Genomic DNA, 23213 nt, shown 5'->3' on the forward strand with positions numbered 1-23213 from the left:
AAAAATAATCAAGTTCCGGAATCTGCAAATGCCGACAGAACAACTCTTGCAAAACGAAGCAATGCCACGGGAATCTTAAAACAAGGGTGTTATATGATCATTGAAGTAACAAAAGGAGATTAAGAAAGAAAATTTGTAAAATATAATCAACAAAAAAAACAGACCATGAAACAAGTAAGAAAAGGTTTTATAACCGTGTGTATCTTTTTTTTAGCAGCATGTAACAACAGTGGTGAAAACGCTTCAGCAAATAGCGACACTGCCACAACACAAACCGATCACACAACAACACATCAACCATCGTTATCACACGACAGTGCTGCAGCTCACGGCAACCTCATGAAATCAATGGATGATATGATGAGCAACATGAAGAAAATGCAAATGACAGGCGACTTTGATATAGATTTTGCAAACATGATGATAGAACATCACCAGGGTGGAATAAACATGGCGCAAGTTGAAATTTCAAACGGTAAAGATGAGAAGATGAAAACAATGGCGCAGGAAATTACCAGGAAGCAAAAAGAAGAGCAGCAAAAGTTAAGAGAATTTATCGGCAGTTATAAACCATCCGGCATGAAACATGGCGAAGGTGAACTGCAAAAATCGATGAGTGGTATGGATAGTAAATCGAAGGCCATGCAAACAAATGCTGATGTTGATAAAGATTTTGCAGTAATGATGATCTCGCATCATGAGCATGCAGTTGAAATGGCAAAAATGCAACTTAAACATGGCATGTCGGCTGAATTAAAAAAGATGGCGCAGGACATGATCAATGATCAGAAAAAAGAAATAAGTGAATTTAAAACCTGGTTGAACGCAAGGGACAAATAATCCGCCCATCCGCCAGCCCGGGGTGTGGTGCAACCAGCCCCGGGATTCAGAAAAAATAATATCCCAGGTGCCTTTGGGTGAATGACCCGAGGCAAGTAAAACGTTCAGCAACAAACGGCTGATGCTGCGTTCAGATCCTGCTCCGGGCTCTATTCGTCATCTTCCTTTAATATGCAGTCGAGTGTAATGTAAATGAATCGATGCAATGGAACAAGCGAATAATATTCTACGAGTTCCTTACAATAAACTCAACTGCGATACAAATTGTAAACCTGCAAAATGGGAACGTCTGTCCTCATCGTTAATTTTCTTTTTCCCTTCCAAATTAACTGCTACACATCATTGAGTATTCTGTAGTGGTATTTCTGTGCACAGCATGGGGTACTAATTACCCAATGAACCGGCCATTCGCTTATTCTCACCCTATGTGTTTTATGGCACGCTATTTAAAACTAATTCAGACATAACAACGGATGGCGGAGCCATTCAATTTCATAACAATAAAACTTTTAATCATGGCAGAAGAACGTAACAAACCATCTCAAGGCGCAGGTCGTGGTGGAAATCAGGGCGAGAGCGATGAGCAACGTTTAAAGAGGGAAGGTGAAGAACAAAGGACAGGAAATGAAAGAGGAGGGCAAGGTAACGGCAACGACAGGAATCAAAGTGAAAGCGATGAGCAACGCCGAAACCGTGAAGGTAATGAACAACGTACCGGAACTGAAAGTGGCGGACAAGGTAACCGCAGCGACAGAAACGAAGATGAAGGACGAGGCATGGAAGGCGGACAACGCAGACAGGATTCCGGAAGAGAGGGTGATAACAAAAGCAGGGATTCCCGCTCTGGTGGAATGTAGATTTTAACGATTGCAAAAGAGGTCTTCTTCCAACGAAGAAGACCTCCCTTTTTTTTGACAGGTGAATGGGTGTGCAAACAGCTTGTCATAATAGATGACGTCAGCAAAAAAAATGACCATCCTTGTGGATGGCCTTTTTGCAAATTTGTTTACTTGTTGGCGAAGACATATACAGAATTACCAATACGGTTAACCTATCGGTTGTTGCTGCGTGCAGATCTTGAATTGGGTTCCATTCCGATTCGGCCTTCGTAAGTGCTGCTGTTGCTTTTGTCTTTCCTTGCTTCTTTCTTTTTTTGATAGGCTTGTTCGTGTGGTTGCTTGCTGCTCACACGTTTGCTATCTTCTTTCTTTTTTCTTGGATTGTCCATAGCATTTATTTTTTAATGAACGACCCAAATGTTATGCCACTCCAGCGAACGAATATTTTATCATGGAATACAACGCAAAGGAAATAGAACTATAGAACCCCTTGTGGTTAACTATCTTAGATTATGGATAAAAAAATGATACTGGCTGAGCTTCATAAAAAAATGATTACAGAAATACAGGATTATGCAATCATCTTACTTGATATTGACGGAACTATTTTATCATGGAATAAAGGAGCAGAAAAAATAAAGGGATATAAAGAAGAAGAAATACTTGGGCAAAACTTCAGATTGTTTTATATGCCTCAAGACAGACAAGCTGGTCTTCCGGAACAATTAATTGAACAGGCAAAAAAGGAAGGTAGTGCAAGGCATATTGGAAGACGGGTTAAAAAAGGAGGAATAATATTTTGGGGTAGTATTCTCATTACTGCTTTGCATAACGACGATGGGGAAGTGATAGGTTTTACGAAATTAACAAGTGAGGTGAACGATTACAGCAATGAATAAAGCTGCAGCGTTGCACATGGGCATTTAGAACATATAGATGACATTCCTGTGGTTCAGTTCATGCCCCTTGCACAGGGAAGAGTGTTAAACAAATAACATCCCAGGCTCAAACCAAAGTTCCACAATCTATTTCAGCAATAATGAAAACACTGTTAAACCTCGAAAGCTGTGGATAACAAAATCTTGTTCATTATATCCTCGCATAGTTTTTGTTATTCTACCTGAAAATTCGATCCTGTTCTGAAAATGGAAAATTTACGAAACCTGGAAACCCATGTATTAATGGAGATGCTTGTGAGGCAAACTGCTGAACTAACAGCTAAGATTGCCGGCAGGGATCCCCGTGGTGCCGACCAATATGAATACGATTTAGCAATGATACAGGCTGAATTAAATTCCCGTCTTCAGACGAAACAGAATACTACAGTTTCTGATACCGGTATAGAGTTTACATCTCCCGTACATCCCGCTGCTGCAGCGCCCGAGCCCGGAAGTCAGAGTACGACTGCATAATAACCGGGCTTACATACAATATTTATTTTACCGCATATTACCGATGCTTCATACAGTCAGGCCAATCACCCTGATGCTGTTGTTGATTCGGTTTTATTTTCTATAAAGCTCAGATCGCAGTTTGCAGTTAAGCGGAAGTATTAGTTGGTTGAAAAATGATTACTTTCTTATTTATCTGGTACGGTTTTATAATTACAAAGGCAGGGGTTGTTCTCTTGTCTCCTCAAGCGGAGCTTTCTTTATTTTTCTCTTTTGCCGGTTTTACAAATAAGGACAGTTGTATGCCGGTGTAAGGAATCTAAAAATGAATGAATGTGTGAAGGAAAGTTGTGTACCCCTTTGTGAAAAAATATGGATGCCGGAGAGAATTCCTTCATCAGCAGAAGTAGGTGAGCATGGCATAGTATTTTCTAACTCTTTTAAAACATTTATTATGCGGGCAATCTGGACGGGAGCCATCGGCTTCGGGTTGGTAAATATTCCCATTAAATTATTCAGTGCAGTAAAACAAAGCGAACTGGAACTGGATATGCTGGATAAAAAAGATATGTCGAATATCCGCTTTAAACGGGTAAATGAAAAAACGGGCAAAGAGGTGCCGTGGCCTCAGATCATAAAAGCGTATAATCTCAATGATAAATACGTGGTGTTAGATGAGGATGATTTTGCACGTGCAGCTCCTGAAAAAAGCAGGATCATTGAAATAAGTGAGTTCATCCAAGAAAAAGAGGTGGATAGTATTTATTACGAAATGCCATATTATGCGGAGCCTGAAAAAAATGGCAGTAAAGCTTATGCATTGTTGCGGGATGCATTGCGTAAAACAGGGAAAGCAGGCTTGGGAAGTTTTGTATTGCGCAGCAAAGAAAGCCTGTGTTTAATTAAAGCGGAAGGTAAAGTGATTGTTGTAAACAGGATACGTTTTGCAGAAGAAATCCGCAGCACATCGGACTTAACACTGCCTGCTGCAACAACCAAACCTGCTGAAATGAAAATGGCCGTACAGTTGATCGATCAGTTAACAGATAGTTTTGATCTCACAAAATATAAAGACACTTATACGGCCAAGTTGCTTAAAGTAATAAGGGCGAAAGCAAAAGGCACCATGAAAGCTGTGCCGCAAATGAAAATTGTTCATTCACGTGCTACCGACCTGGTGGCGCAATTAAAAGCCAGCCTTAAAACAGCTGATAAAAAAGCTTCCTGATGTCGTTGGCCACTTACAATAAGAAAAGAAATTTCAAAAGCACTTCTGAACCACGAGGTAAACTGGCGAAAGAAGATGAACTACGATTTGTTGTTCAGCGACACCATGCAACGAATATTCATTATGATTTCAGGTTAGAAATGCATGGAGTGCTATTGAGTTGGGCTGTTCCCAAAGGGCCTTCGTTGAATGGCGCAGACAGACGCCTTGCCATGCATGTAGAAGATCACCCGGTGAGTTATATTAATTTTGAAGGGACAATACCGAAAGGAAATTATGGTGCAGGTACAGTAGAAGTGTGGGATCATGGCCGTTATATTCCGCTGAATGAAGATGGTGAACCGATCTCTGAAAAGCTGGCTTACGCAATGTATAAAAAGGGTAGTTTGAAAGTTGAGTTGAAAGGAAGAAAACTAAAAGGTGAATTTGCATTGGTGAATATGAAAAAGGATGACGGTAAAAGCTGGCTGTTGATCAAACACAAGGATAAGTATGCTGTAACTGAACAATACAATGCTGAAGAATTCAGCAAGAATAAGCGAAAAGAAGAATTGGCAACTATAAAAACAACAGCTAAGAAACAGGTAAAAAAAAAGCCCGCCCGGAAAAGAACCCGAACGACCTGATTGATTTAGTTAGAAACAGTAAAAAGATGAGTGACTACATCCATCCTATGCTGGCTACTCCAAATGAAAATATATTTGATGATAAAGCGTGGATCTTTGAATTGAAACTTGATGGATACCGTGCAATTGCAGAGTTGCGTAAAGACGGAATTTTATTGTATTCCCGAAATGGGTTATCCTTTCTTGAAAAATTTCCACTGATCGTTGCCGGTTTAAAAAAAATAAAACAACAGGTTGTACTCGATGGAGAAATTGTATTAACTGATGAACATGGGAAACCCGATTTTCAGAAGCTGCAACATTACCAGGAAAACACCCACCTGTTTCTGCAGTATTATGTTTTTGATTTGTTAAGTGTTGATGGAAAGAAAATGCAGGATTTGCCGTTGCTGGAAAGAAAAAAAATGCTGAAGAAAATTATAGGCGCAAATCCGTTGATACGTTATTGTGATCATATTGAAGAGCAGGGCAAAGCTTTTTACAAAAAAGTAGTGACGGAAGGGATGGAGGGAGTTATTGCAAAACGAAAGGAGAGTGTTTACATACAGGGTTATAGAACAACAGACTGGTTGAAAATAAAAAATGTACACACACATGAAGCGATCATTTGCGGCTATACTGCCGGGCGTGGCAGCAGAAAACATTTCGGTGCATTGATATTGGGACAGTATAAAAATAATCAGCTGCAATACATTGGTCATACTGGCACCGGTTTTAATGAACGCACATTGAAAGACCTCTGGTCATTACTGCAACCGCTGAAGAGTGCCCGTTCGCCATTTTCACAAACGGTTAAAGTAAATGCAGCGGTGATTTGGGTAAAACCAAAACTGGTAGCAGAGCTCAAGTATACAGCTATAACAGAAGATGGAATGATGCGGCACCCGGTGTTTCTTCGTCTTCGTCCTGATCAGGATGCAAAAACGATTACTATGAACAAAGAAAAAAAAGTAAAGGCTACAGCTGCGAAAATGAAACAAAAGCCATTAAAGGAAACAGAGCAGCCTGTTGAATCGAAAGAAATCTCAGTGGCAGGAAAGAAACTTGCTTTTACAAATCTCAATAAAGTTTTCTGGCCATCCGAAAATTATACAAAAGCTGATCTCATTGATTATTACGACAGCATTGCAGATTACATTTTACCTTATCTCAAAAACAGACCATTATCTCTCAAACGAAATCCAAATGGTATTCAGGATGCAGGTTTTTATCATAAAGATGCCGGTGGCGATGTTCCATCATGGATAAAAAAAGCAAACATCAAATCTGCATCAACAAACAAGATCATCCATTACCTTGTTTGTAATAATAAAGCCACCCTGCTTTTTTTGGCAAACTTTGGTTGCATTGAATTCAATCCATGGAATTCACTTACAACTAAACTCGATAAACCATCTTACCTGGTGATTGATATTGATCCATCAAAAAAGAACAAGTTTGAAGATGTTATTGAAACTGCACTTGTAACAAAAGCCATACTCGATAAAGCGGGTGCTGTTTCTTTTTGCAAAACCTCTGGCGCCAGCGGATTGCATGTGTATGTGCCAATGGGTAATAAATATGAAGATGAAACTGTGCGGAATTTTGCGCATCTCATTGCTTCGCTGGTTGTAGAGCAGTTGCCGCAAATTACTACGTTGGAAAGAAGTCTTGCAAAACGCAGCGACAAAAAGATATATGTTGATTATCTGCAAAACAGGAGAGGACAAACCCTTGCTTGTGCATATTCATTAAGACCGGTTGCTGGTGCATCGGTATCAACACCACTCAGCTGGAAAGAAGTGAAACCTGGTTTAGATCCTTTGGATTTTCATATTGGCAATATCGTTACCAGGATAAAGAAGAAAGGAGATCTTTTTGCGCCGGTGTTAGGTGCCGGCGTGAACCTGGTAAATTGTTTAAAGCAATTGGATATATAATAAATGATCATTTCGTTGGATTAACCAACAGCGTGTCTTTAACGGGATGGCATGAAGCTTGTTTTTTCTACTTCATTACTTATCGAAAAAATATGTGATCATGAAAGATGCACGGTTTGATGTGGTGTCGCTACTGTTTTTTTTATTTCTTCTTTCAGCATTTTTATTTGTAAGCCCGACCGGTGGGAGCATCCGTGGAACTGTTGTTCCTGCTGATAGTGCTTTGCGTGCCTGTGCAATAAGGTTAAGAGACACTGTAAAAGCAAACGTTGTTGGGGGAAAGTTTATTATTGTTAAACTCAAGCCCGGTAAATATGATATTCTGATAGAACCTGTGCCACCTGCCAAGGGTATAAAATTCAAAGCCATTATGGTGAATGAAGGCAGGGTAACTGATGTAGGCGTCATTCAGCTGGGAAAGCAGAAAGCAAAATAAATAAACCAAGGTAGTGCTACAGGTATTTTGATTTATTCGAGTTTTTTTCCACTTGCTCAACAAATGAAGTGAGAATGGGATCAGCAAAATCTTCATATGCGTTGATAAGTATTCCCTTCCTCCCGTCTTTCGTTTCCACCAAATACATAATGGTATTTTCAGAAGGATCATCAGTTAATTCAAATTGGTAATAACTATTGATCACAACTTCTTCCGGCTTATAATAATAGAAATTATTTTTTACGTATAGTCCTGATTTTGTTACCTCAAAGTGTGAGACGTAACCGTCGGCTTCTGCTTTTCTGATACAGTTTAGAAGAACAGGGATTTCTGTTGGATTGGGTTGACCTTTCATAACCTTATTTTAAAAAGAGGTGCAGCGGTGCTGCACCTCCCGTAAATAATCAGCGACGCTCAACATCACGCAATGCTCTGATCTTATCATGCGAATCAGTAAGTGAACGCATTTGTTTTTCAAGTACCGCTCGAACATCGGCACTGAGTTCATGATCCTGCAACGCTGTGCTGTAAGCTCTTAAAGCAGCATCTTCTCCAAACTCACAGGATTCCAAAGCAGCTTTTCTGTCGTTGGTGCTGAATGTTGCTTTTACACCCATCCAGGCACGATAGATCTTACCTCTTCCCGTCGTTCCTTCTTCCGGTTCATCCAGATATTGCTGCAATTCATTTTTGAATTGCTGGCTTTGTGCAGCCATATCTTTGAACAGGTTGCGGAGATCTTCATCTTTATCTTCTTCAAGAAAATCTTCGGCTTTATGGTAACCCTCAATACGGTCGTTGTTGATCTCTACCAGATCAGCAAGAGCTTCACGATTTTGTTTCATTGTTTCTGTTTGTTCCATCTTGATTAATTTTTATTGTTTACAAATTGTAATTATGTGGAACTGATTCCACATTTATTTCCCCAGCTACAGTTTAGTAATGATGTAATAAGGTTTATTCCGTCTAATCGTCTATACTTTGTTTTATACTTAAATAAAATTTGAAAAAACCATACCAGCTTCAAACGTTCTTTATCTTTCATTTTAACTTTCATGGGCAATATTGAGCATTAGGGAAAAGCTATGACCACAAATGAGGCAGAACGTTTATCGAAAGAATAGTAGTGAATGATTCACTAAGGATAAAAAAGTATATGGCTAACAGTTAATAAAAAATACAATCTAGCCCTACACGCAAAGTATCATGTGTTTCAATAAATAAGTTGTTGAAGAAAAAAGATTAGCAAGCACAGATTTTAAAGTGGCATGGTTTTGCACACAGTCAGTATGATAGCAATTTTCTCACTACTTAAATCAAATATTATGTTACGATGGACAGTGATATTTTTGATCATCGCAATAGTGGCAGCTGTTTTAGGATTTACAGGAATAGCTTCAGGAGCAGCTGCGGCAGCGAAGATCGTATTCTACATCTTTATTGTAATCTTCCTCATTTCTCTCATTTTCGGCAGAACTAAAGGAAGGGTTTAATAATCTTTAATCACTAAAAAAAGGGATATGACAAAAGGATCAAAGATCATTATCAGCGTAGCCGGTGCATTGGCAGCTGGTTTAATCATCAATTATCTGCTGCATACTGAAAAGGGCTCAGAGATTGGGCAACAGTTGAAAAAAGCAGCAGGCGACTTGCTTGACAAAGGGAAGGAATTGCTGGTTAAATCAAAAGAAGAGTCAGAAGCAAATTTAAAAGAAGCTACTGTTTAACAACCCTCTCTTTTAAGCTGATCATGAAACGAACTGTGCGGAAACAGGAAACACTTTATTAAGCAAGCCTGTTTTTCGACTAGTCTGTATAGTTATAAAAAGAGTCGTGCTTTCGCTTGATCTCTTTTATTTCTGGTTGTTCTCTCAGTGTGACAGTCGCAGCGTTCTTTACCCGGTTTGCTTGCTGCTGTCACACTTTCTTATAACCCGCTTGATTTATTATTTGGGTGAGAAGAATTCCTCATGCTTTAATATGATTATGAAAACAATCCTTCTCATCACTAAAGTACCCACTACATTACTGTTGCTTTTATAAAGCGAAAGCATTTAAATCTGTTTACTGGTAACAGTACTTGAGATATTCACCTTGCTGATTATTTGCGTTAATAGCTACATAAAATATTAATCTATAAAAACATCAACACATGGCAACAAAAAAATCAAAACCAGTTGTTTTCAAAAAAAATGAAGAGAATAGTAAAGCAGTGAATTTGGCGCCGCATACAGAGGAAAGTATAAATGAAACGATGACCACCGACCAGGGAGTAAAAATAAATGACGATCAGAATTCGCTGAAAGCCGGAAATAGAGGTTCTTCTTTGCTGGAAGATTTTATACTCCGTGAAAAGATCACACACTTTGATCATGAACGCATACCTGAACGTGTGGTACATGCACGTGGCTCAGGTGCACATGGTGTGTTCAAAGTTTACAAATCGATGAATAGGTTAACCAAAGCCGGTTTTTTAAATGATCCATCTGTTGAAACGCCAGTATTTGTTCGTTTCTCCACTGTGGTAGGTTCAAGGGGTTCAACTGATCTTGCAAGGGATGCGAGAGGGTTTGCTGTAAAATTTTATACACAGGAAGGGAATTTTGATTTGGTGGGTAATAACATGCCGGTTTTTTTTATACAGGATGCAATGAAGTTTCCTGATCTGGTACATGCAGTAAAACCCGAACCGCATAACGAAATGCCACAGGCTGCTGCAGCACATGATACTTTTTGGGATTTTATTTCACTCATGCCTGAATCAACTCATATGATCATGTGGGCCATGAGTGACAGAGCTATTCCAAGAAGTTATCGGATGATGGAAGGGTTTGGTGTACATACATTCCGCTTTATTAATAAAGCAGGAGAATCCAATTTTGTAAAATTTCACTGGAAACCGATATTAGGTGTTCATGCAGTAACATGGGATGAAGCACAAAAAATTTCAGGAAAAGATCCGGACTTTCATCGCAGAGATCTTTGGCGGGCTATTGAGAGCGGTGCTTTTCCCGAATGGGAATTAGGCATACAGGTTGTGCCAGAAGCGGACGAGCATAAGTTTGAGTTTGATTTGTTAGATCCTACCAAGCTTATACCTGAAGAACTGGTGCCGGTGCAGAGAATTGGGAAAATGACACTCAATAGAAATCCGGATAATTTTTTCGCAGAAACAGAACAGGCTGCATTCCATGTAGGCAACATTGTTCCCGGTATAGATTTCACCAACGATCCACTTTTACAAGGCCGTTTATTTTCTTACACTGATACGCAGCTCATTCGTTTAGGTGGACCTAACTTTCATGAAATACCTATCAACAGACCTGTGGTAACGGTTCATAACAATCAACGTGATGGTTTTATGCGTCAACAAATCAATAAAGGAAAAACAAGTTATCATCCTAATTCGTTAGGTGGTGGTTGTCCCTTTCAGGCGACGATGGCTGAAGGTGGATTTACTTCGCATGCGGAAAAAATTGATGCGCAAAAAGTGAGGGAAAGAAGTCCGAGTTTTCTTGATCATTTCAGTCAGGCAAAATTATTCTTTAACAGCCAGTCAGATGTTGAGAAAGATCATATTGTTAATGCACTCTCATTTGAATTGGGTAAATGTGAAACGGAAGCCATTCGTGTGCGTATGCTGGGCATATTATCACAGGTAGAAAAAAGCCTGGCATCGCAGGTTGCTTACAATCTTGGCTTGCATGTTCCAAAAACACCTGAGTATCCCATGAATCATAGTATTCCTGCAGATGGCGATGTTGCAAAGTTACAGCCAGTGAAGGTTAAAAGCAGTTTACAAAAGTCGGAGGCGTTAAGCATGGCGAATACCGTAAAAGATAATATACGCACAAGAATGATAGCCATACTTGCTGCTGATGGTGTAGATGAAAAATCGTTAAGTGCGATGCAGAAAGCGTTGCAGGCAGAAGGAGCTACAACGGAAATCATTGCACCGAAATTGGGAATGCTGACAGGCGACAAAGGCACTGAAATACCAGTGAAACAAAGTCTGTTTACAACTGCATCAGTATTTTATGATGCAGTATATATACCGGGCGGAATAAGCACTGCTACTTTGGCCGCAGAACCCGATGCTATTCATTTTTTAAATGAAGCTTATAAGCATTGCAAAGCAATAGCTGCTGACACATCCGCACTGCAGCTATTTGAAGCAACCTATTTTCATAAGAAATTGCCGGACGATAATAGCAAGGAAACTGCATTGACCGAAGGAATAGTAATTCATGATAACATTAAAGAACTTTCATCAAGATTCATCTCTGCTGTTGCCAAACATCGTTTTTGGGATAGAGAAAAGCCAAAAAAGGTTCCCGCATAAAAAATCTGAAATACTTACGAATAATAAATATCCGGATTGGGAATAATGGTTGCAACAGCATGAAAATTTGCTTTGTAGTTCTTCCTGTTCATTTTATAATACCAGGCACCTCTTTTTGAATTGTCTTTATCTTTTTCATTGAGCTTTTCCAGCAGGTTCATCGATAAGATTTTCCTGCTGAAGTTGCGGTTGTCCATTTCAATGTCATACACTTCTTCATAAAGGCTTTTCAATTGAGGTAAAGTAAATTTTGCTGGCAGTAATTCAAAGAGGATGGGGTGGAAGGCAGATTTATAACGTAACCGGGCTTTTGCTTTCTCCACCATTTGTTTATGGTCGAAAATGAGTTTTGGATGTTTATTGATATCAAACCATTCGGCATGGAAATCGTCGGTAATTTGTTTTTTATACTTGTTGATGTCGATCAATGCAAAGAAGGCGACTGAAACCGTACGTTCAACCGGGTCACGGCCTGGCTCACTGAAGGTTGATAATTCTTCCAGGTAAACATTTGATAAACCCGTACGGGTGTGCAGTACACGTGCTGCTGCCTGTTCAACGTTTTCGTTAGCGAATACAAAACCTCCCATTAAACTCCAACTGCCCATTTCGGGTTCCAATGCCCGTTGAACGAGGAGAATCTTTAATTGCTTTCCATCAAAACCAAAAACGATACAATCGACAGCTAAGAAAACCCTGGCTTGGTCAGGATAACGGCTCATAGTATTAACAGTTATTAGTAAGATAAAAATAACTGTAATTTTGACAGTTAAAAAATTTTATTTTACTTTGTTACACCCTAAAGGGTCATAATCAATAGTCGGCGGGTAGTTTCCACTCTCCGCCCTTTTTTAATCTTTATTAATAACAACAGGTTATTTCGTTTGCGTTTTGCTTTGCTTTTGCATCAAACAAATAATTCTGAACGAAACTGAATGCTATATGAAAGAAAATTTAAAAGCTGAATTTTTGCAGCGTTACGAAAGCGAACCTGCTGTTATTGTTCGATCTCCCGGTCGTGTAAATATAATCGGTGAGCACACCGATTATAACGAAGGCTTTGTATTGCCTGCGGCAATTGATAAAGCTGCTTATGTTGCTTTATCTCTTCGCAATGATGATGAAATTCATTTAACTGCTTTAGATCTGAATGAAACATTTTCTACAACTGTTGCTGAGTTAAAGCCTGTTGGCGATATTAGCTGGCCTAATTATATTCTTGGTTCAGCAGCACAATTCATAAAGCGTGGACTTAAGTTACCGGGATTCAATGCGATACTTTCCAGTGACGTACCCATTGGCGCTGGTTTATCTTCATCTGCAGCAGTTGAATGTGCAACGGTATATGCATTGAACGAATTATTGCAAACAAATATTGATCGTGTTGCAATGGTGGAGATGGCGCAAAAAGCTGAGCATGAATATGCGGGTGTAATGTGTGGCATCATGGATCAGTTTGCTTCAATGATGGGGAAGAAAGATCATGTGATCAAACTTGATTGCCGTTCACTTGCTTACGAATATGTTCCTTTTAAGCTTGATGGAATAAAGATATTATTGCTGAATACGAACGTAAAACATTCTCTTGCTTCATCTGAATATAACACAAGACGTAATGAATGTAATCAGGCTGTTGATTGGATTAAAGTGCATCATCCTCAAGCAACATCGCTCAGGCATGCAACCATTGCAATGTTAAACGAGCATGTGTTGCCAAAAGATAAAACGATCGATGACCGCAGCCGTTTTGTTGTGGAAGAGATCGATCGATTGCTTACCGGTTGTGCTGATCTTCAACAAGGAGATATTGCGGCACTCGGTAAAAAAATGTTTGCAACACATGATGGTCTCAGCAAAATGTATGAAGTGAGTTGTAAAGAGCTCGACTTCCTGGTTGATTTTGTTCGTGATCGTTCCGAAGTGATTGGTGCACGTATGATGGGCGGTGGTTTTGGTGGTTGCACAATTAACCTGGTAAAAGAATCGGCTATTGAAGAATTGATCAAGGCAATTAAACCGGCCTACGAATCTGAAATGGGTTTACAACTCGATTATTACATCGCTTCCATTGAAAATGGAACAGAAATTATATAACCATGTTTGACAGTAAAGAACATTCGCACACACGTTTAAATATTCTTACAGGCGATTGGATACTTGTTTCACCACATCGTATGAAACGTCCGTGGCAAGGTAAAGTTGAAACAGTGCCCGCAGATAACAGACCTGCTTACGATCCCAACTGTTATCTCTGTCCGGGTAATAAACGTTCAGATGGAAGTATGAATCCTTCTTATGCAGATGCATATGTTTTTACCAATGATTTTTCTGCATTATTACCTGAAACACCGGACGGAGGAGAAAGCGACCAAGGTCTGCTCATCAGTAAAAGTGAAACCGGTATTTGTAAGGTCATATGTTTTTCGCCTGATCATAGTCTTACCCTTCCTGTTATGCAGGAAGATGCAATTGTAAAAGTGATCCATTTATGGAAACAGGAGTTCAAAGAACTTTCGGAATATAAGCATGTCAGGTATATCCAGATATTTGAGAACAAAGGTGAGATCATGGGTTGCAGTAATCCACATCCGCATGGACAGATATGGGCTTCTTCTTCCTTACCATTGGAATTAACGAAAGAAACCACGCAACAAAAAAAGTATTATGCACAACACGGAAGAAGTTTGTTGAGTGCTTATCTCGATCTTGAGTTGCAAAAAAAAGAGCGCATTGTTGTAGAGAACGAACATTTTGTAGCGCTGGTTCCATATTGGGCAGTGTGGCCGTATGAAACAATGATCATAAGCAAACGGCATGTGCAAACCATTTTACAATTCACGCCTGAAGAAGAAAAAGCATTTGCTTCTATTCTAAAACTGCTTACGACCAAGTATGATAACCTGTTCAACATCTCTTTCCCCTATAGCGGAGGTATGCATCAGGCTCCTGTAAACGATGGAGAAGATCATGCTGAGTGGCATTGGCACATGCATTTTTATCCGCCATTATTACGAAGTGCAACCGTAAAAAAATTCATGGTTGGCTATGAAATGCTGGCGAATCCGCAACGGGATATAACTCCTGAAGCTGCTGCCGCAACATTGCAGCAGTTACCTGCCTCTCATTACTCGCTTCGATAAAATACATTTATTCAACATAGAAAAACAATTGTTTGCGGGTAAGCAAACAGTTGTTTTTTTTATGCAATTATGTTTTGATTCCAGCTTTTTTGGGGTTTAGTTTCAATTTATGCAATCGTTTTCCCAACTCATTTCAAAACGGATTGGATATATTTGGGCTCTTATTTAATAAATTTAGAAAGTATGGCCAGAAAGACTGCTTCCATGGATCTTCTAGACAGTTTTGAGAAAATTCCCACCAAGATTTTTACTGATGCAAAGGAAGGATCGGCCTATGCTGCAACACAGATCGCTGAATTAATTCGTGAAAAGCAATCGAAGAATGAAAAATGTGTGCTTGGTCTTGCCACCGGTTCAACTCCAAAGTCATTATATGCGGAACTGGTGCGGATGCATAAAGAAGAAGGACTCAGCTTTAAGAATGTAATTGCGTTTAACCTCGATGAATATTATCCCATAGAACCTGATGCTATCCAGAGCTATCATCGATTTATGAAACAACAGTTGTTTGATAAGGTTGATATTGATCAGAACAACTGTCATATTCCTGATGGTACAACTGAAAAAGAGAACATCAAACAACATTGTTCTGCTTATGAACAAAAAATTGCAGATGCCGGTGGTGTTGATCTGCAGGTTTTAGGTATTGGTGTAAACGGCCACATTGGTTTTAACGAACCCGGCTCAAGTGTTTACACAAAAACCAGGTTAACTACACTCACCAACTCTACACGATTAGCAAACAGCTACGAGTTTGCCAATATCAGTGAAGTGCCACGTTTGGCAATAACGATGGGTATTGGTACAATTCTGAAAGCAAAGAAAATTATACTCATGGCATGGGGCCCAACAAAAGCCCCGGTTATTCAACAGTCTGTTGAAGGCGATGATACAGAACATGTGCCTGCTTCATTGTTGCAGAATCATGATGATGTAACATTTGTAATTGACGAGATGGCTGCGGCTGAGCTTACACGTTATAAAAGTCCATGGCTTACCGGTGAATGTGAGTGGACAGACAAAATGATCAAACGTGCCGTGGTGAACATGGCACTTAAACTCAACAAACCAGTCTTGAGTTTAACCAATACAGATTATAACGAATACGGCTTAAGTGATCTGCTGGTAGAGAAAGGTGATGCCTATGAAATTAACCTGCAGGTCTATTATTTATTGCGTGATAGTATTACAGGTTGGCCGGGCGGTAAACCCAATGCAGTGATCCCGAATCATCCTGAACGCAGTACTCCTTATCCAAAGAAAGTGATCTTGTTCTCACCACATCCAGATGACGATATTATATCAATGGGTGGAACCTTTCAGCGTTTACACGACCAGGGACATGAAGTGCATGTGGCTTATCAAACAAGCGGAAACATTGCTGTAACCGATGAGTTCGTTACACGCTTTCTCGATTTTGCAGTTGGGTTTGAACAGATGTTTGGTATTGATGCCGATAAATCCAAGAAGATATTAAGCGAAGCAAGAGGCTATCTTGAAAAGAAAAAATCGAATGAAGTTGATACAAAAGCGATACGTGAGATAAAAGGATTGATACGTCGTTGCGAAGCAGCAGCAACCTGTCGTTATGTTGGTTTGAAAGAAGGACAATGGCATTTTCAAAATCTGCCTTTCTATGAAACAGGAACGGTAGAGAAAAATCCGATGGGCGAAGAAGATGTACGACTCACAATGGAACTCTTCCGTAAAATAAAACCACAACAGGTGTATTGCGCCGGCGACTTTGCTGATCCGCATGGTACTCATCTTGTTTGTTTCAACGTGGTACTTGAATCGCTGAGACGAATTAAAGCAGATGGTGATGACTGGATCAAAGATTGCTGGTTGTGGTTATACAAAGGTGCATGGCAGGAGTGGAATATTGAAGAGATTGAAATGGCAATACCAATGAGTCCTGAACAGGTGATGAAGAAACGCTTTGGTATTTTTATTCATCAATCGCAAAAAGATATGGTACCGTTTCAGGGTAGCGATAGCCGTGAGTTCTGGCAACGTGCTGAAGAACGTAATGCAGCTACTGCTGATCTGTATGGAAAGCTTGGTTTAACACAGTATGCAGCTATGGAAGCATTTGTGCGATGGCATTATTAACAGGCAATTGAATTATATTACTTCAGCTGATCAATGTTTTGATCAGCTGTTTTTTTACTGGACTATTTTAATTTCCGTTTGTCAGTTTTATTTTCCGTTCATGCGGGTAAAACAACTTGAGGGAGAGAATACATAAATATGTCAACACATAGAAAATAGTTTTGCGGACCAAATCAAAACCTTATTATCTATGCGTTTTTCATCTATCGCAATGGCAGCATTACTTCTGCAATTATTCATTTTTTCCGGTTGTAAAAAAAATACAAAACCTCAGCCACAAAGCCCTGTTGATATATCAACCGTTAAGATCAACGACTTTCGATTTTCGGAGGTGAATTATTCTTCGATCCACATCGAACATCCAACAGTTGTGAATGGGATTGAAACAGTGCCGGGGCAGATTACCATCCGAATACCAAAAGGTAACACAGGATTGCAATTAACTCCACTTGTTTCCAATTTCCAAAAACAAGGATACAGCATTGCCCCACAGTTGGGGGTAAAGACAGATTTTCTTTACAAAGAACAGTTGTACACGATTACTTCTGCAAGCGATCCGCAGAAAAAAATAAACTATCGTGTAACTGTGCAGGAAGAACCTGTTGCCGGAATACTTGCAATCACAAATTTTCGTTTTTTGAAATCAATGAACTCCCAGCTTTCAGAAGATATCTCGGCGGTTCAGATAATTAATGGAAATGGTTCCATTGGTAAAATACATGTAATTGTGCCGGCAGATACTCACTTTGGAGCACTTACCCCGGTTATCGAGCACAATGGAACACAAGTTGTTTACACACAAAATGCTTTTGATGTTCCGGCGAACAGTACAAACGTTTATCCGCACACGGGCCTGTCGATTGATTTCGCTTATCCTAAAGGTTTTTATATTGCGGTGAAGAGGGGTGGAGAGGTGATGACCTACAGTGTGATTGTAGATGTTGAAAAACCGATCGTATTTGTAAGCGATTATGTAATCATGTCTGGTTTGCAAAGTGGGATTACCCAAACTGTGAAAGTGGGCGAGTTGTATAATCGTGGTAACAGACCCATAACAATAACGCAGATAGCTCATAGCGATCATGTGCCATATGGATCAGACCTGCGCACTTTTGTAACAATGCCCTCCGGTGGACTTTTACCTGGTGAAAAAGTAGATGTGAAAACAACTTTACTCGAAGGGTTTTTTGATCCGGGCACTTACGAAGTGAAGGCAAGTTTACGGCCAAGCTTTTTTCAGGAACCTGAAATACAGAATTATTTACAGCCCTCATTTTTTAATCTGAAAGTTCAATTGCAATAAAACGAAAGAGGAACTGCAGTAAGCAGTTCCTCTTTCGTTAAAATTATATCAAGCTGCTTTAATCTTTTATTTCGATCACACGCTCTTCAACATTTTCTATTCCTTCTGCAGTAACTTTTTTGGTTGATACACTGTAAATAACCCAACCATAATCGTGTATACGTGAACCTATCTCTAGTTCATTCACAAGGTTTTTGATGCCAAGATCTTTGGGTGCAGTTTTTCCTGCTGTTTTTGCAATTTTGCTGACATATTCTGTTACTGCAGCCAACAGTTGTTTTTCATCAACAGTTTGTTCATAGCGTAAAATATAGTTTCCATCTTTTTCATTGATCTCATCAAGATAAAGTACTACATCGGCATCAAACGGTTTACCACCAAATATGTTTGGTATCTGTATGTTTGCTTCTGTTGTTTCGCCCTTGATGTATTTTCCACCATAAAACATATAAAACTGTTGAATGTCGTTAATGGCAATTGACTCAATATTTTCTTTGCTGTTATAAACCTTTCCTACCTCGGCCATGATCTCCATTAGTTTCGGTTCGTTTTTAAATTCCTGCAGCAAAAGAGTAGAAGTCTTTTTCAGATGATCCCTTACTTCCTGCCAGTTGAGCAAATCTTCAAAACTTCCCATTTCATCTGTTTTAAAACGGATAGTAAGGTCCTGGAAAACTGCGTCAATTTTTTGCCTGATGAGTTCGCCGCCGGTAACTCTGTAATTATTGTACTTCCATTCGATCACATATGAATTTGCTGTTGAATCAACGATGGTAATATCTACATCGTAGGTCAGTTGCGATTTAGAAATTGTGTCGCCTTCTCTTATTTTAAATTTATCGGTGGTAATGGTATAACTCTGCTTTTCATTTATATCCCAATAACCGATGGCCTGCACGGTTGAATCTTTGTAATTGATTTGGGCAAATGCCGTTGCATTGAAAAGTATGGAAAATAAAATTGCGAGAAATTGTTTCATATTGATGGTATAGATAATAAATAATATTAAATGATCACCTCAAATTACCAAAAAAAGAATGCCGGCGCAGTTTTCCGGACCTGTTCTTTTGTGTTGCTACGGTAATTGTTTATGAAGAAAAGTAACGGATGGTAACAGTGCAATGAACTGCGCCGGAAGGTGAACTATTGTTCAGCAGAATTATGTCCGTAGAATTTAAAGCTTGCATATGCATTGCCAATGATTATTGTAACGCCCTCCCTAATTGTGCTAAACCTGTTGTTGAGTGCAGTACTAATAAAAAAAAGAGTAGTATATTTTACAAAATGTAAAAAATACCTGTCATAAAGTAAAATATGCATTACATTTGTAAAAACTAAAAAAATATGTCAAACGAATTCTTATTACCAAATAAGTATAAACTTATTGGTTGGTGTCTTTTGATACCTGCTGCAATTTTGGGTCTTATTCTCACTTTTACAAGCATGGAGACTTTCCGTGTCAATTCAAAAGTATTTGCAATCATTAATGAGCCTCTAATGGAACCTACTGAATTTTTTAAAGTAGTTAATTCTAATATTACGCCAACAATTGTTGGGGCTTTATTTATCGTTGGAGCAATGATGGTAGGCTTTTCAAAAGAGAAAAGCGAAGATGAATTTATAGCAAAAGTTAGATTGTCTTCTTTACTCTGGGCAGTTTGGATAAATTATATTTTATTGTTTTTAAGTTTTGTGTTTGTGCATGGTTTCTCTTTCTTAAATGTTATGATGTATAATATGTTCACAGTGTTAATTATTTTCATTGTGAGGTTTAATTACATTTTGTATAAAAACTCCAAATCTGTGTCTGATGAAAAATAATATTAAGGTTGAAAGAGCTATCAAAAACATGACGCAAGAGGAGCTGGCAAATAAAGTATCAGTTAGCCGGCAGACGATTAATGCGATGGAGGCAAACAAATACGTGCCTTCTACTGTGTTGGCCTTAAAAATTGCAAAGGTTTTTTCCAAGTCTGTTGAAGAGATATTTTTCCTTGAGAAAGGGGATTAGAATTCCGGAAAATATTTCGGTGGAAGCTTTATCAGAAGAAGTTACCAATCCAAGTAAAATATTTAATAAGTCAGTTCGTCGCTATCGAATTTTGCTTAAATCCACCTGCCTTTAGGCAGGTGGATTTAAGCATTTATCCAATCCCTTCCAAACTTCCACCTTTCGCAAACAGACGATCTATCTGTTTTTCTATAGCTGCATCTTTCTCAACAGGTGGCGCATGGTGTGGCTTCAATCTTGCATCAAACACAACAGGTCCTTTGCAGCCCCAATGCTTATACTCAACAAAAGAAGCAATGCCATACACATCATGACTGGGATTGCATCTGGTATATGTAACCCACAAGTAATTGCGGAGATTGGCAGCAACAAAATTACTTTCATCACAAACAATGATTTGAGCTACGGAATTCAGTTCATGGTTCATGGCTGCTAGTTGATGGTTTAATAAATCTAACTCTTGTTGCGCTTCTTTGTAGGTTGTAAACTTCTTTGTTTGCAAAGCAACAACACCAGGCATGCAGAGTTGCGGATTTTCGAACTGTTGTAATTCTTTCAATGCAGCGGGGACTTCTCTGCACAAATCTCTTTTCTTATCACCATATGCTGCTAAAACTAATTTGCTGCCACTGTTTAAACCGGTACCTGAATAATCTAATGTATCAATGGTAGTGTTGGTGTGAAAGTGGAGATCTCTTGTAAGATCAATGCGTTCAAAAATATATTCTAAATAAGGCTGCACATTGTGTGTGTGCAGTTGATTGCTGTCATCGGCTGTGATAAATAAAAATTTCGCAAGACTCAGTTGCCCTGTGCCCAATACATGATTGGCGATGGTCAATAATTCCGCCGGTTGTTTGGTGGGAGTGTAAGGTGTGTAACGTTCGCTACCTATTGCAAGTAATAAGGGATGCACGCCGGCAGCATCAACCGCATGTACTTCTTTCAAGCCCGGTACTTCCTGTGGAATAGCGTTGCCCGTTAGTTCGTGTATCAGTTCGCCAAAGCTGGTATCTTCCTGTGGTGGACGACCAACAACAGTAAAAGCCCAGATAGCATTCTTCTTTGCATACACATTGTTCACCTTCATTACCGGGAAAGGATGTGTTAAACTGTAATAACCTAAGTGATCACCAAATGGTCCTTCGGGTTTATTGTGCAATGGATCAACTTCACCTGTTATGACGAAATCAGCATCAGTACTGATAGCGTTTCCCAATGCATCGTATGCATAACGAAAACGTCTGCTACCCAATACACCGGCGAATGTCATTTCACTGATGCCTTCAGGCAAAGGCATCACCGCACTCAACGTATGCGATGGTGGTCCGCCAACAAAGCAACTTACTTTCAAAGGTTGTCCTTTCGCATTTGCTTTTGTTTGATGAATACCAATACCACGATGCAATTGATAATGCAAACCGATCTCCTTATTCAACTCATAATCGTTCCCACTAAGTTGAATGCGATACATGCCGAGGTTCGATTTCATGATGCCGGGTTTATCTGCATCTTCTGTATATACCTGTGGTAATGTTACAAAGGCGCCGCCATCCATCGGCCAGTGTTTAATAAGCGGAAGATCGCTCACCTTTATTTTATCAAACGAAAACGAAGATTGTTTTTTGGGTAATGCTTTCAGTGCTGCTAACCCTGTACTGAGGTTTTGAATGGGGCTCTTCAAAGCTTTCATAGGATCGCCTTTCAGTTCAATCAGCTTTTGTACCAATTGCAGTGTATCACGGAAAATGAATTTGCTGCGATCGAGTGTGCCAAAAATATTTGAAGCGGCCCGGTATTTCGATCCTTTCACGTTTTCAAACAAAAGGGCAGGGCCTTTGGCTTCATACACACGCAGATGGATAGCCGCCATTTCAAGGTGCGGATCAACTTCTTCTTTTATGCGTACAAGATGACCATTCTTTTCAAGATCGATCAAGCATTCTTCTAGTGAGCTGTATGCCATAATTCTTCAAAGGTAGGTGGAGAACTGTTTCGAGTTACAAGTTGGGGTTCCCGGTTGAGGATGAAGGTTACGGGTTATGGGTTATGAGTGGTTCACCGCAGGTTTTCTGCTAAGCTTGCAGAATGGTATAAGTTATCAGTCCCATAACCTTTAACTCATAACCCGTAACTTCTTCTACTCTAAACAAAATCGTCGTATAAGTGTTTAAACAACTTCACTCATCTTTGCAGTATGGTTCAGGCATATAATTTTTTAGCATCGTGGCAGTTGTTCCCGGAAAAATGCAGTTACGAATTTGGCGAAACACCCAAGAGCGGCAACTGTAAAATTGAATCGGTGAAAAACGGAACGGCACTTTCCATGAGCATCAACTGGGTTACTCATCTTAACGAAGCATTTTATACTTCCTATAATTTTGTGCCCGATGCAACAACACATCCATTTGAGAATACAGAAGTGGCACAACAGATCCGTTCAGACATTCCCAACTCATCAACATTGGTTGTAGAGCTCATCACGAACGGACAAATAAAGTTCACCGCTACGCATGAAATAATGCCCAATGGTTTTTTACGCATCACACAAAAAGGCTTTACACCAGAGTATAAACGATATACCAATGTAGAAGTGTATCACAAGCAAATGAGTGTGTTACCTTATGCATCAAGCATTGGAGGTGTGGCTATCCGCCCAACAAAAGAAGGTGTTATCCGTCACCAGGCATTGACGGCCATGGAAGAGCAAACCAATATGCAGCTCGACCAAATCAAACAACAAATTGAATTATTAGCAAGACAGGCGCAGGAAATTATAAAGCGCAAAGAATTATCGTTGATGATCTATGATGCAAAACTGAACTTTCGCCCGGTGATTGGGCAGGTGTATCATTTATACCAGAAAAATGATGATAGTTATTTATTGTCGATGGTGAGTCCGAAGGAGTGGGGAGGTACGGGGCCGTTTAAACAATTTGTTGCTTCAGCAAAGTTGTTGGCTGACCATACGTGGATGGAAGTGAGTTGAGGAAGCCGGTAGTTGATAGTTCAAAGTTGAAATTCAT

The 23213-nt window shown here is 39.5% G+C and carries 24 protein-coding genes; 18 read left to right on the top strand and 6 right to left on the bottom strand.

Annotated features, from left to right (window positions below; genetic code table 11):
* Nucleotides 1-165 precede the first annotated feature (165 nt).
* Nucleotides 166-840 carry a DUF305 domain-containing protein gene (locus WG954_RS15145; protein ID WP_340437522.1) on the top strand — a complete coding sequence of 225 codons (675 nt, stop codon included), beginning with the start codon at nt 166-168 and terminating at the stop codon, nt 838-840.
* Nucleotides 841-1355: 515 nt separating this feature from the next.
* Complete coding sequence (locus WG954_RS15150) at nt 1356-1697, top strand: hypothetical protein (RefSeq protein WP_340437523.1); 342 nt, start codon at nt 1356-1358, stop codon at nt 1695-1697.
* A 194-nt stretch (nt 1698-1891) separates the two neighbouring features.
* Here the strand turns inward: WG954_RS15150 and WG954_RS15155 are convergent, their stop codons facing one another.
* Nucleotides 1892-2068 (bottom strand): hypothetical protein, encoded by a 177-nt coding sequence (locus WG954_RS15155; protein WP_340437525.1) that lies wholly within the window; start codon nt 2066-2068, stop codon nt 1892-1894.
* 123 nt (nt 2069-2191) lie between these two features.
* Here WG954_RS15155 and WG954_RS15160 point away from each other — a divergent pair, with 123 nt between their 5' ends.
* From WG954_RS15160 to WG954_RS15185, 6 genes are all read left to right on the top strand, one after another.
* Nucleotides 2192-2578, top strand: coding sequence for a PAS domain-containing protein (locus tag WG954_RS15160; RefSeq protein WP_340437526.1), 387 nt, complete (start codon nt 2192-2194; stop codon nt 2576-2578).
* 282 nt (nt 2579-2860) lie between these two features.
* Complete coding sequence (locus WG954_RS15165) at nt 2861-3091, top strand: hypothetical protein (protein ID WP_340437527.1); 231 nt, start codon at nt 2861-2863, stop codon at nt 3089-3091.
* Between the two features lie 355 nt (nt 3092-3446).
* On the top strand, nt 3447-4298 hold the full coding sequence (gene ku / locus WG954_RS15170; protein ID WP_340437529.1) for a non-homologous end joining protein Ku: 852 nt from the start codon (nt 3447-3449) through the stop codon (nt 4296-4298).
* Nucleotides 4298-4924, top strand: a complete 627-nt coding sequence (locus tag WG954_RS15175; RefSeq protein ID WP_340437530.1) for a DNA polymerase ligase N-terminal domain-containing protein — start codon at nt 4298-4300, stop codon at nt 4922-4924. The genes ku and WG954_RS15175 overlap by 1 nt, the downstream gene beginning before the upstream one ends.
* A 26-nt stretch (nt 4925-4950) precedes the next feature.
* Entirely contained in the window at nt 4951-6843 is a 1893-nt protein-coding gene (gene ligD / locus WG954_RS15180) for a DNA ligase D (RefSeq protein ID WP_340437532.1), read from the top strand.
* 100 nt (nt 6844-6943) lie between these two features.
* Nucleotides 6944-7279, top strand: coding sequence for a hypothetical protein (locus WG954_RS15185; protein WP_340437533.1), 336 nt, complete (start codon nt 6944-6946; stop codon nt 7277-7279).
* Nucleotides 7280-7295: 16 nt separating this feature from the next.
* Here the strand turns inward: WG954_RS15185 and WG954_RS15190 are convergent, their stop codons facing one another.
* A complete protein-coding gene (locus WG954_RS15190; RefSeq protein WP_340437534.1) occupies nt 7296-7634 on the bottom strand; it encodes a hypothetical protein in 339 nt (112 codons plus the stop codon).
* 49 nt (nt 7635-7683) lie between these two features.
* Nucleotides 7684-8142, bottom strand: coding sequence for a PA2169 family four-helix-bundle protein (locus WG954_RS15195; protein ID WP_340437535.1), 459 nt, complete (start codon nt 8140-8142; stop codon nt 7684-7686).
* A gap of 462 nt (nt 8143-8604) precedes the next feature.
* On the opposite strand from WG954_RS15195, the gene WG954_RS15200 reads away from it, so the two are divergent.
* The 3 genes from WG954_RS15200 to WG954_RS15210 all read left to right on the top strand — a co-directional run bounded on the left by WG954_RS15200 (nt 8605) and on the right by WG954_RS15210 (nt 11621).
* Nucleotides 8605-8772 carry a DUF1328 domain-containing protein gene (locus WG954_RS15200; protein ID WP_340437536.1) on the top strand — a complete coding sequence of 56 codons (168 nt, stop codon included), beginning with the start codon at nt 8605-8607 and terminating at the stop codon, nt 8770-8772.
* Between the two features lie 27 nt (nt 8773-8799).
* Nucleotides 8800-9006 (top strand): YtxH domain-containing protein, encoded by a 207-nt coding sequence (locus WG954_RS15205; RefSeq protein WP_340437538.1) that lies wholly within the window; start codon nt 8800-8802, stop codon nt 9004-9006.
* A 425-nt stretch (nt 9007-9431) separates the two neighbouring features.
* The gene (locus tag WG954_RS15210) at nt 9432-11621 is read left to right on the top strand and encodes a catalase (RefSeq protein WP_340437539.1); all 2190 of its coding nucleotides are present in this window, start codon (nt 9432-9434) and stop codon (nt 11619-11621) included.
* Nucleotides 11622-11635: 14 nt separating this feature from the next.
* Here the strand turns inward: WG954_RS15210 and WG954_RS15215 are convergent, their stop codons facing one another.
* Nucleotides 11636-12343: an NUDIX hydrolase gene (locus WG954_RS15215; RefSeq protein WP_340437540.1), complete on the bottom strand. Its 708-nt coding sequence runs from the start codon at nt 12341-12343 to the stop codon at nt 11636-11638.
* A 220-nt stretch (nt 12344-12563) separates the two neighbouring features.
* Between WG954_RS15215 and galK the strand changes: the two genes are divergently transcribed.
* The 4 genes from galK to WG954_RS15235 all read left to right on the top strand — a co-directional run bounded on the left by galK (nt 12564) and on the right by WG954_RS15235 (nt 18176).
* Nucleotides 12564-13715 carry a galactokinase gene (galK, locus tag WG954_RS15220; protein ID WP_340437541.1) on the top strand — a complete coding sequence of 384 codons (1152 nt, stop codon included), beginning with the start codon at nt 12564-12566 and terminating at the stop codon, nt 13713-13715.
* 2 nt (nt 13716-13717) lie between these two features.
* A complete protein-coding gene (locus WG954_RS15225) occupies nt 13718-14761 on the top strand; it encodes a UDP-glucose--hexose-1-phosphate uridylyltransferase (RefSeq protein ID WP_340437542.1) in 1044 nt (347 codons plus the stop codon).
* 183 nt (nt 14762-14944) lie between these two features.
* On the top strand, nt 14945-16873 hold the full coding sequence (gene nagB, locus WG954_RS15230; protein ID WP_340437543.1) for a glucosamine-6-phosphate deaminase: 1929 nt from the start codon (nt 14945-14947) through the stop codon (nt 16871-16873).
* A 190-nt stretch (nt 16874-17063) separates the two neighbouring features.
* A complete protein-coding gene (locus WG954_RS15235; RefSeq protein ID WP_340437544.1) occupies nt 17064-18176 on the top strand; it encodes a hypothetical protein in 1113 nt (370 codons plus the stop codon).
* Nucleotides 18177-18234: 58 nt separating this feature from the next.
* On the opposite strand, the gene WG954_RS15240 is transcribed toward WG954_RS15235, so the two are convergent.
* Nucleotides 18235-19155, bottom strand: a complete 921-nt coding sequence (locus WG954_RS15240; protein WP_340437545.1) for a hypothetical protein — start codon at nt 19153-19155, stop codon at nt 18235-18237.
* 365 nt (nt 19156-19520) lie between these two features.
* Between WG954_RS15240 and WG954_RS15245 the strand changes: the two genes are divergently transcribed.
* Together WG954_RS15245 and WG954_RS15250 are read left to right on the top strand one after the other, a co-directional pair.
* A complete protein-coding gene (locus WG954_RS15245; protein WP_340437546.1) occupies nt 19521-19997 on the top strand; it encodes a hypothetical protein in 477 nt (158 codons plus the stop codon).
* Nucleotides 19987-20187 (top strand): helix-turn-helix transcriptional regulator, encoded by a 201-nt coding sequence (locus WG954_RS15250; RefSeq protein WP_445298455.1) that lies wholly within the window; start codon nt 19987-19989, stop codon nt 20185-20187. Before WG954_RS15245 ends, WG954_RS15250 begins: the two co-directional genes overlap by 11 nt.
* A gap of 133 nt (nt 20188-20320) precedes the next feature.
* On the opposite strand, the gene WG954_RS15255 is transcribed toward WG954_RS15250, so the two are convergent.
* A complete protein-coding gene (locus WG954_RS15255; RefSeq protein WP_340437547.1) occupies nt 20321-22153 on the bottom strand; it encodes a UbiD family decarboxylase in 1833 nt (610 codons plus the stop codon).
* Between the two features lie 231 nt (nt 22154-22384).
* Between WG954_RS15255 and WG954_RS15260 the strand changes: the two genes are divergently transcribed.
* Nucleotides 22385-23176 (top strand): DUF2452 domain-containing protein, encoded by a 792-nt coding sequence (locus WG954_RS15260; RefSeq protein ID WP_340437548.1) that lies wholly within the window; start codon nt 22385-22387, stop codon nt 23174-23176.
* The last annotated feature ends 37 nt before the right edge of the window (nt 23177-23213 follow it).

Origin of the sequence: Lacibacter sp. H375, assembly GCF_037892425.1 — a bacterium.
Lineage (GTDB): Bacteria > Bacteroidota > Bacteroidia > Chitinophagales > Chitinophagaceae > Lacibacter.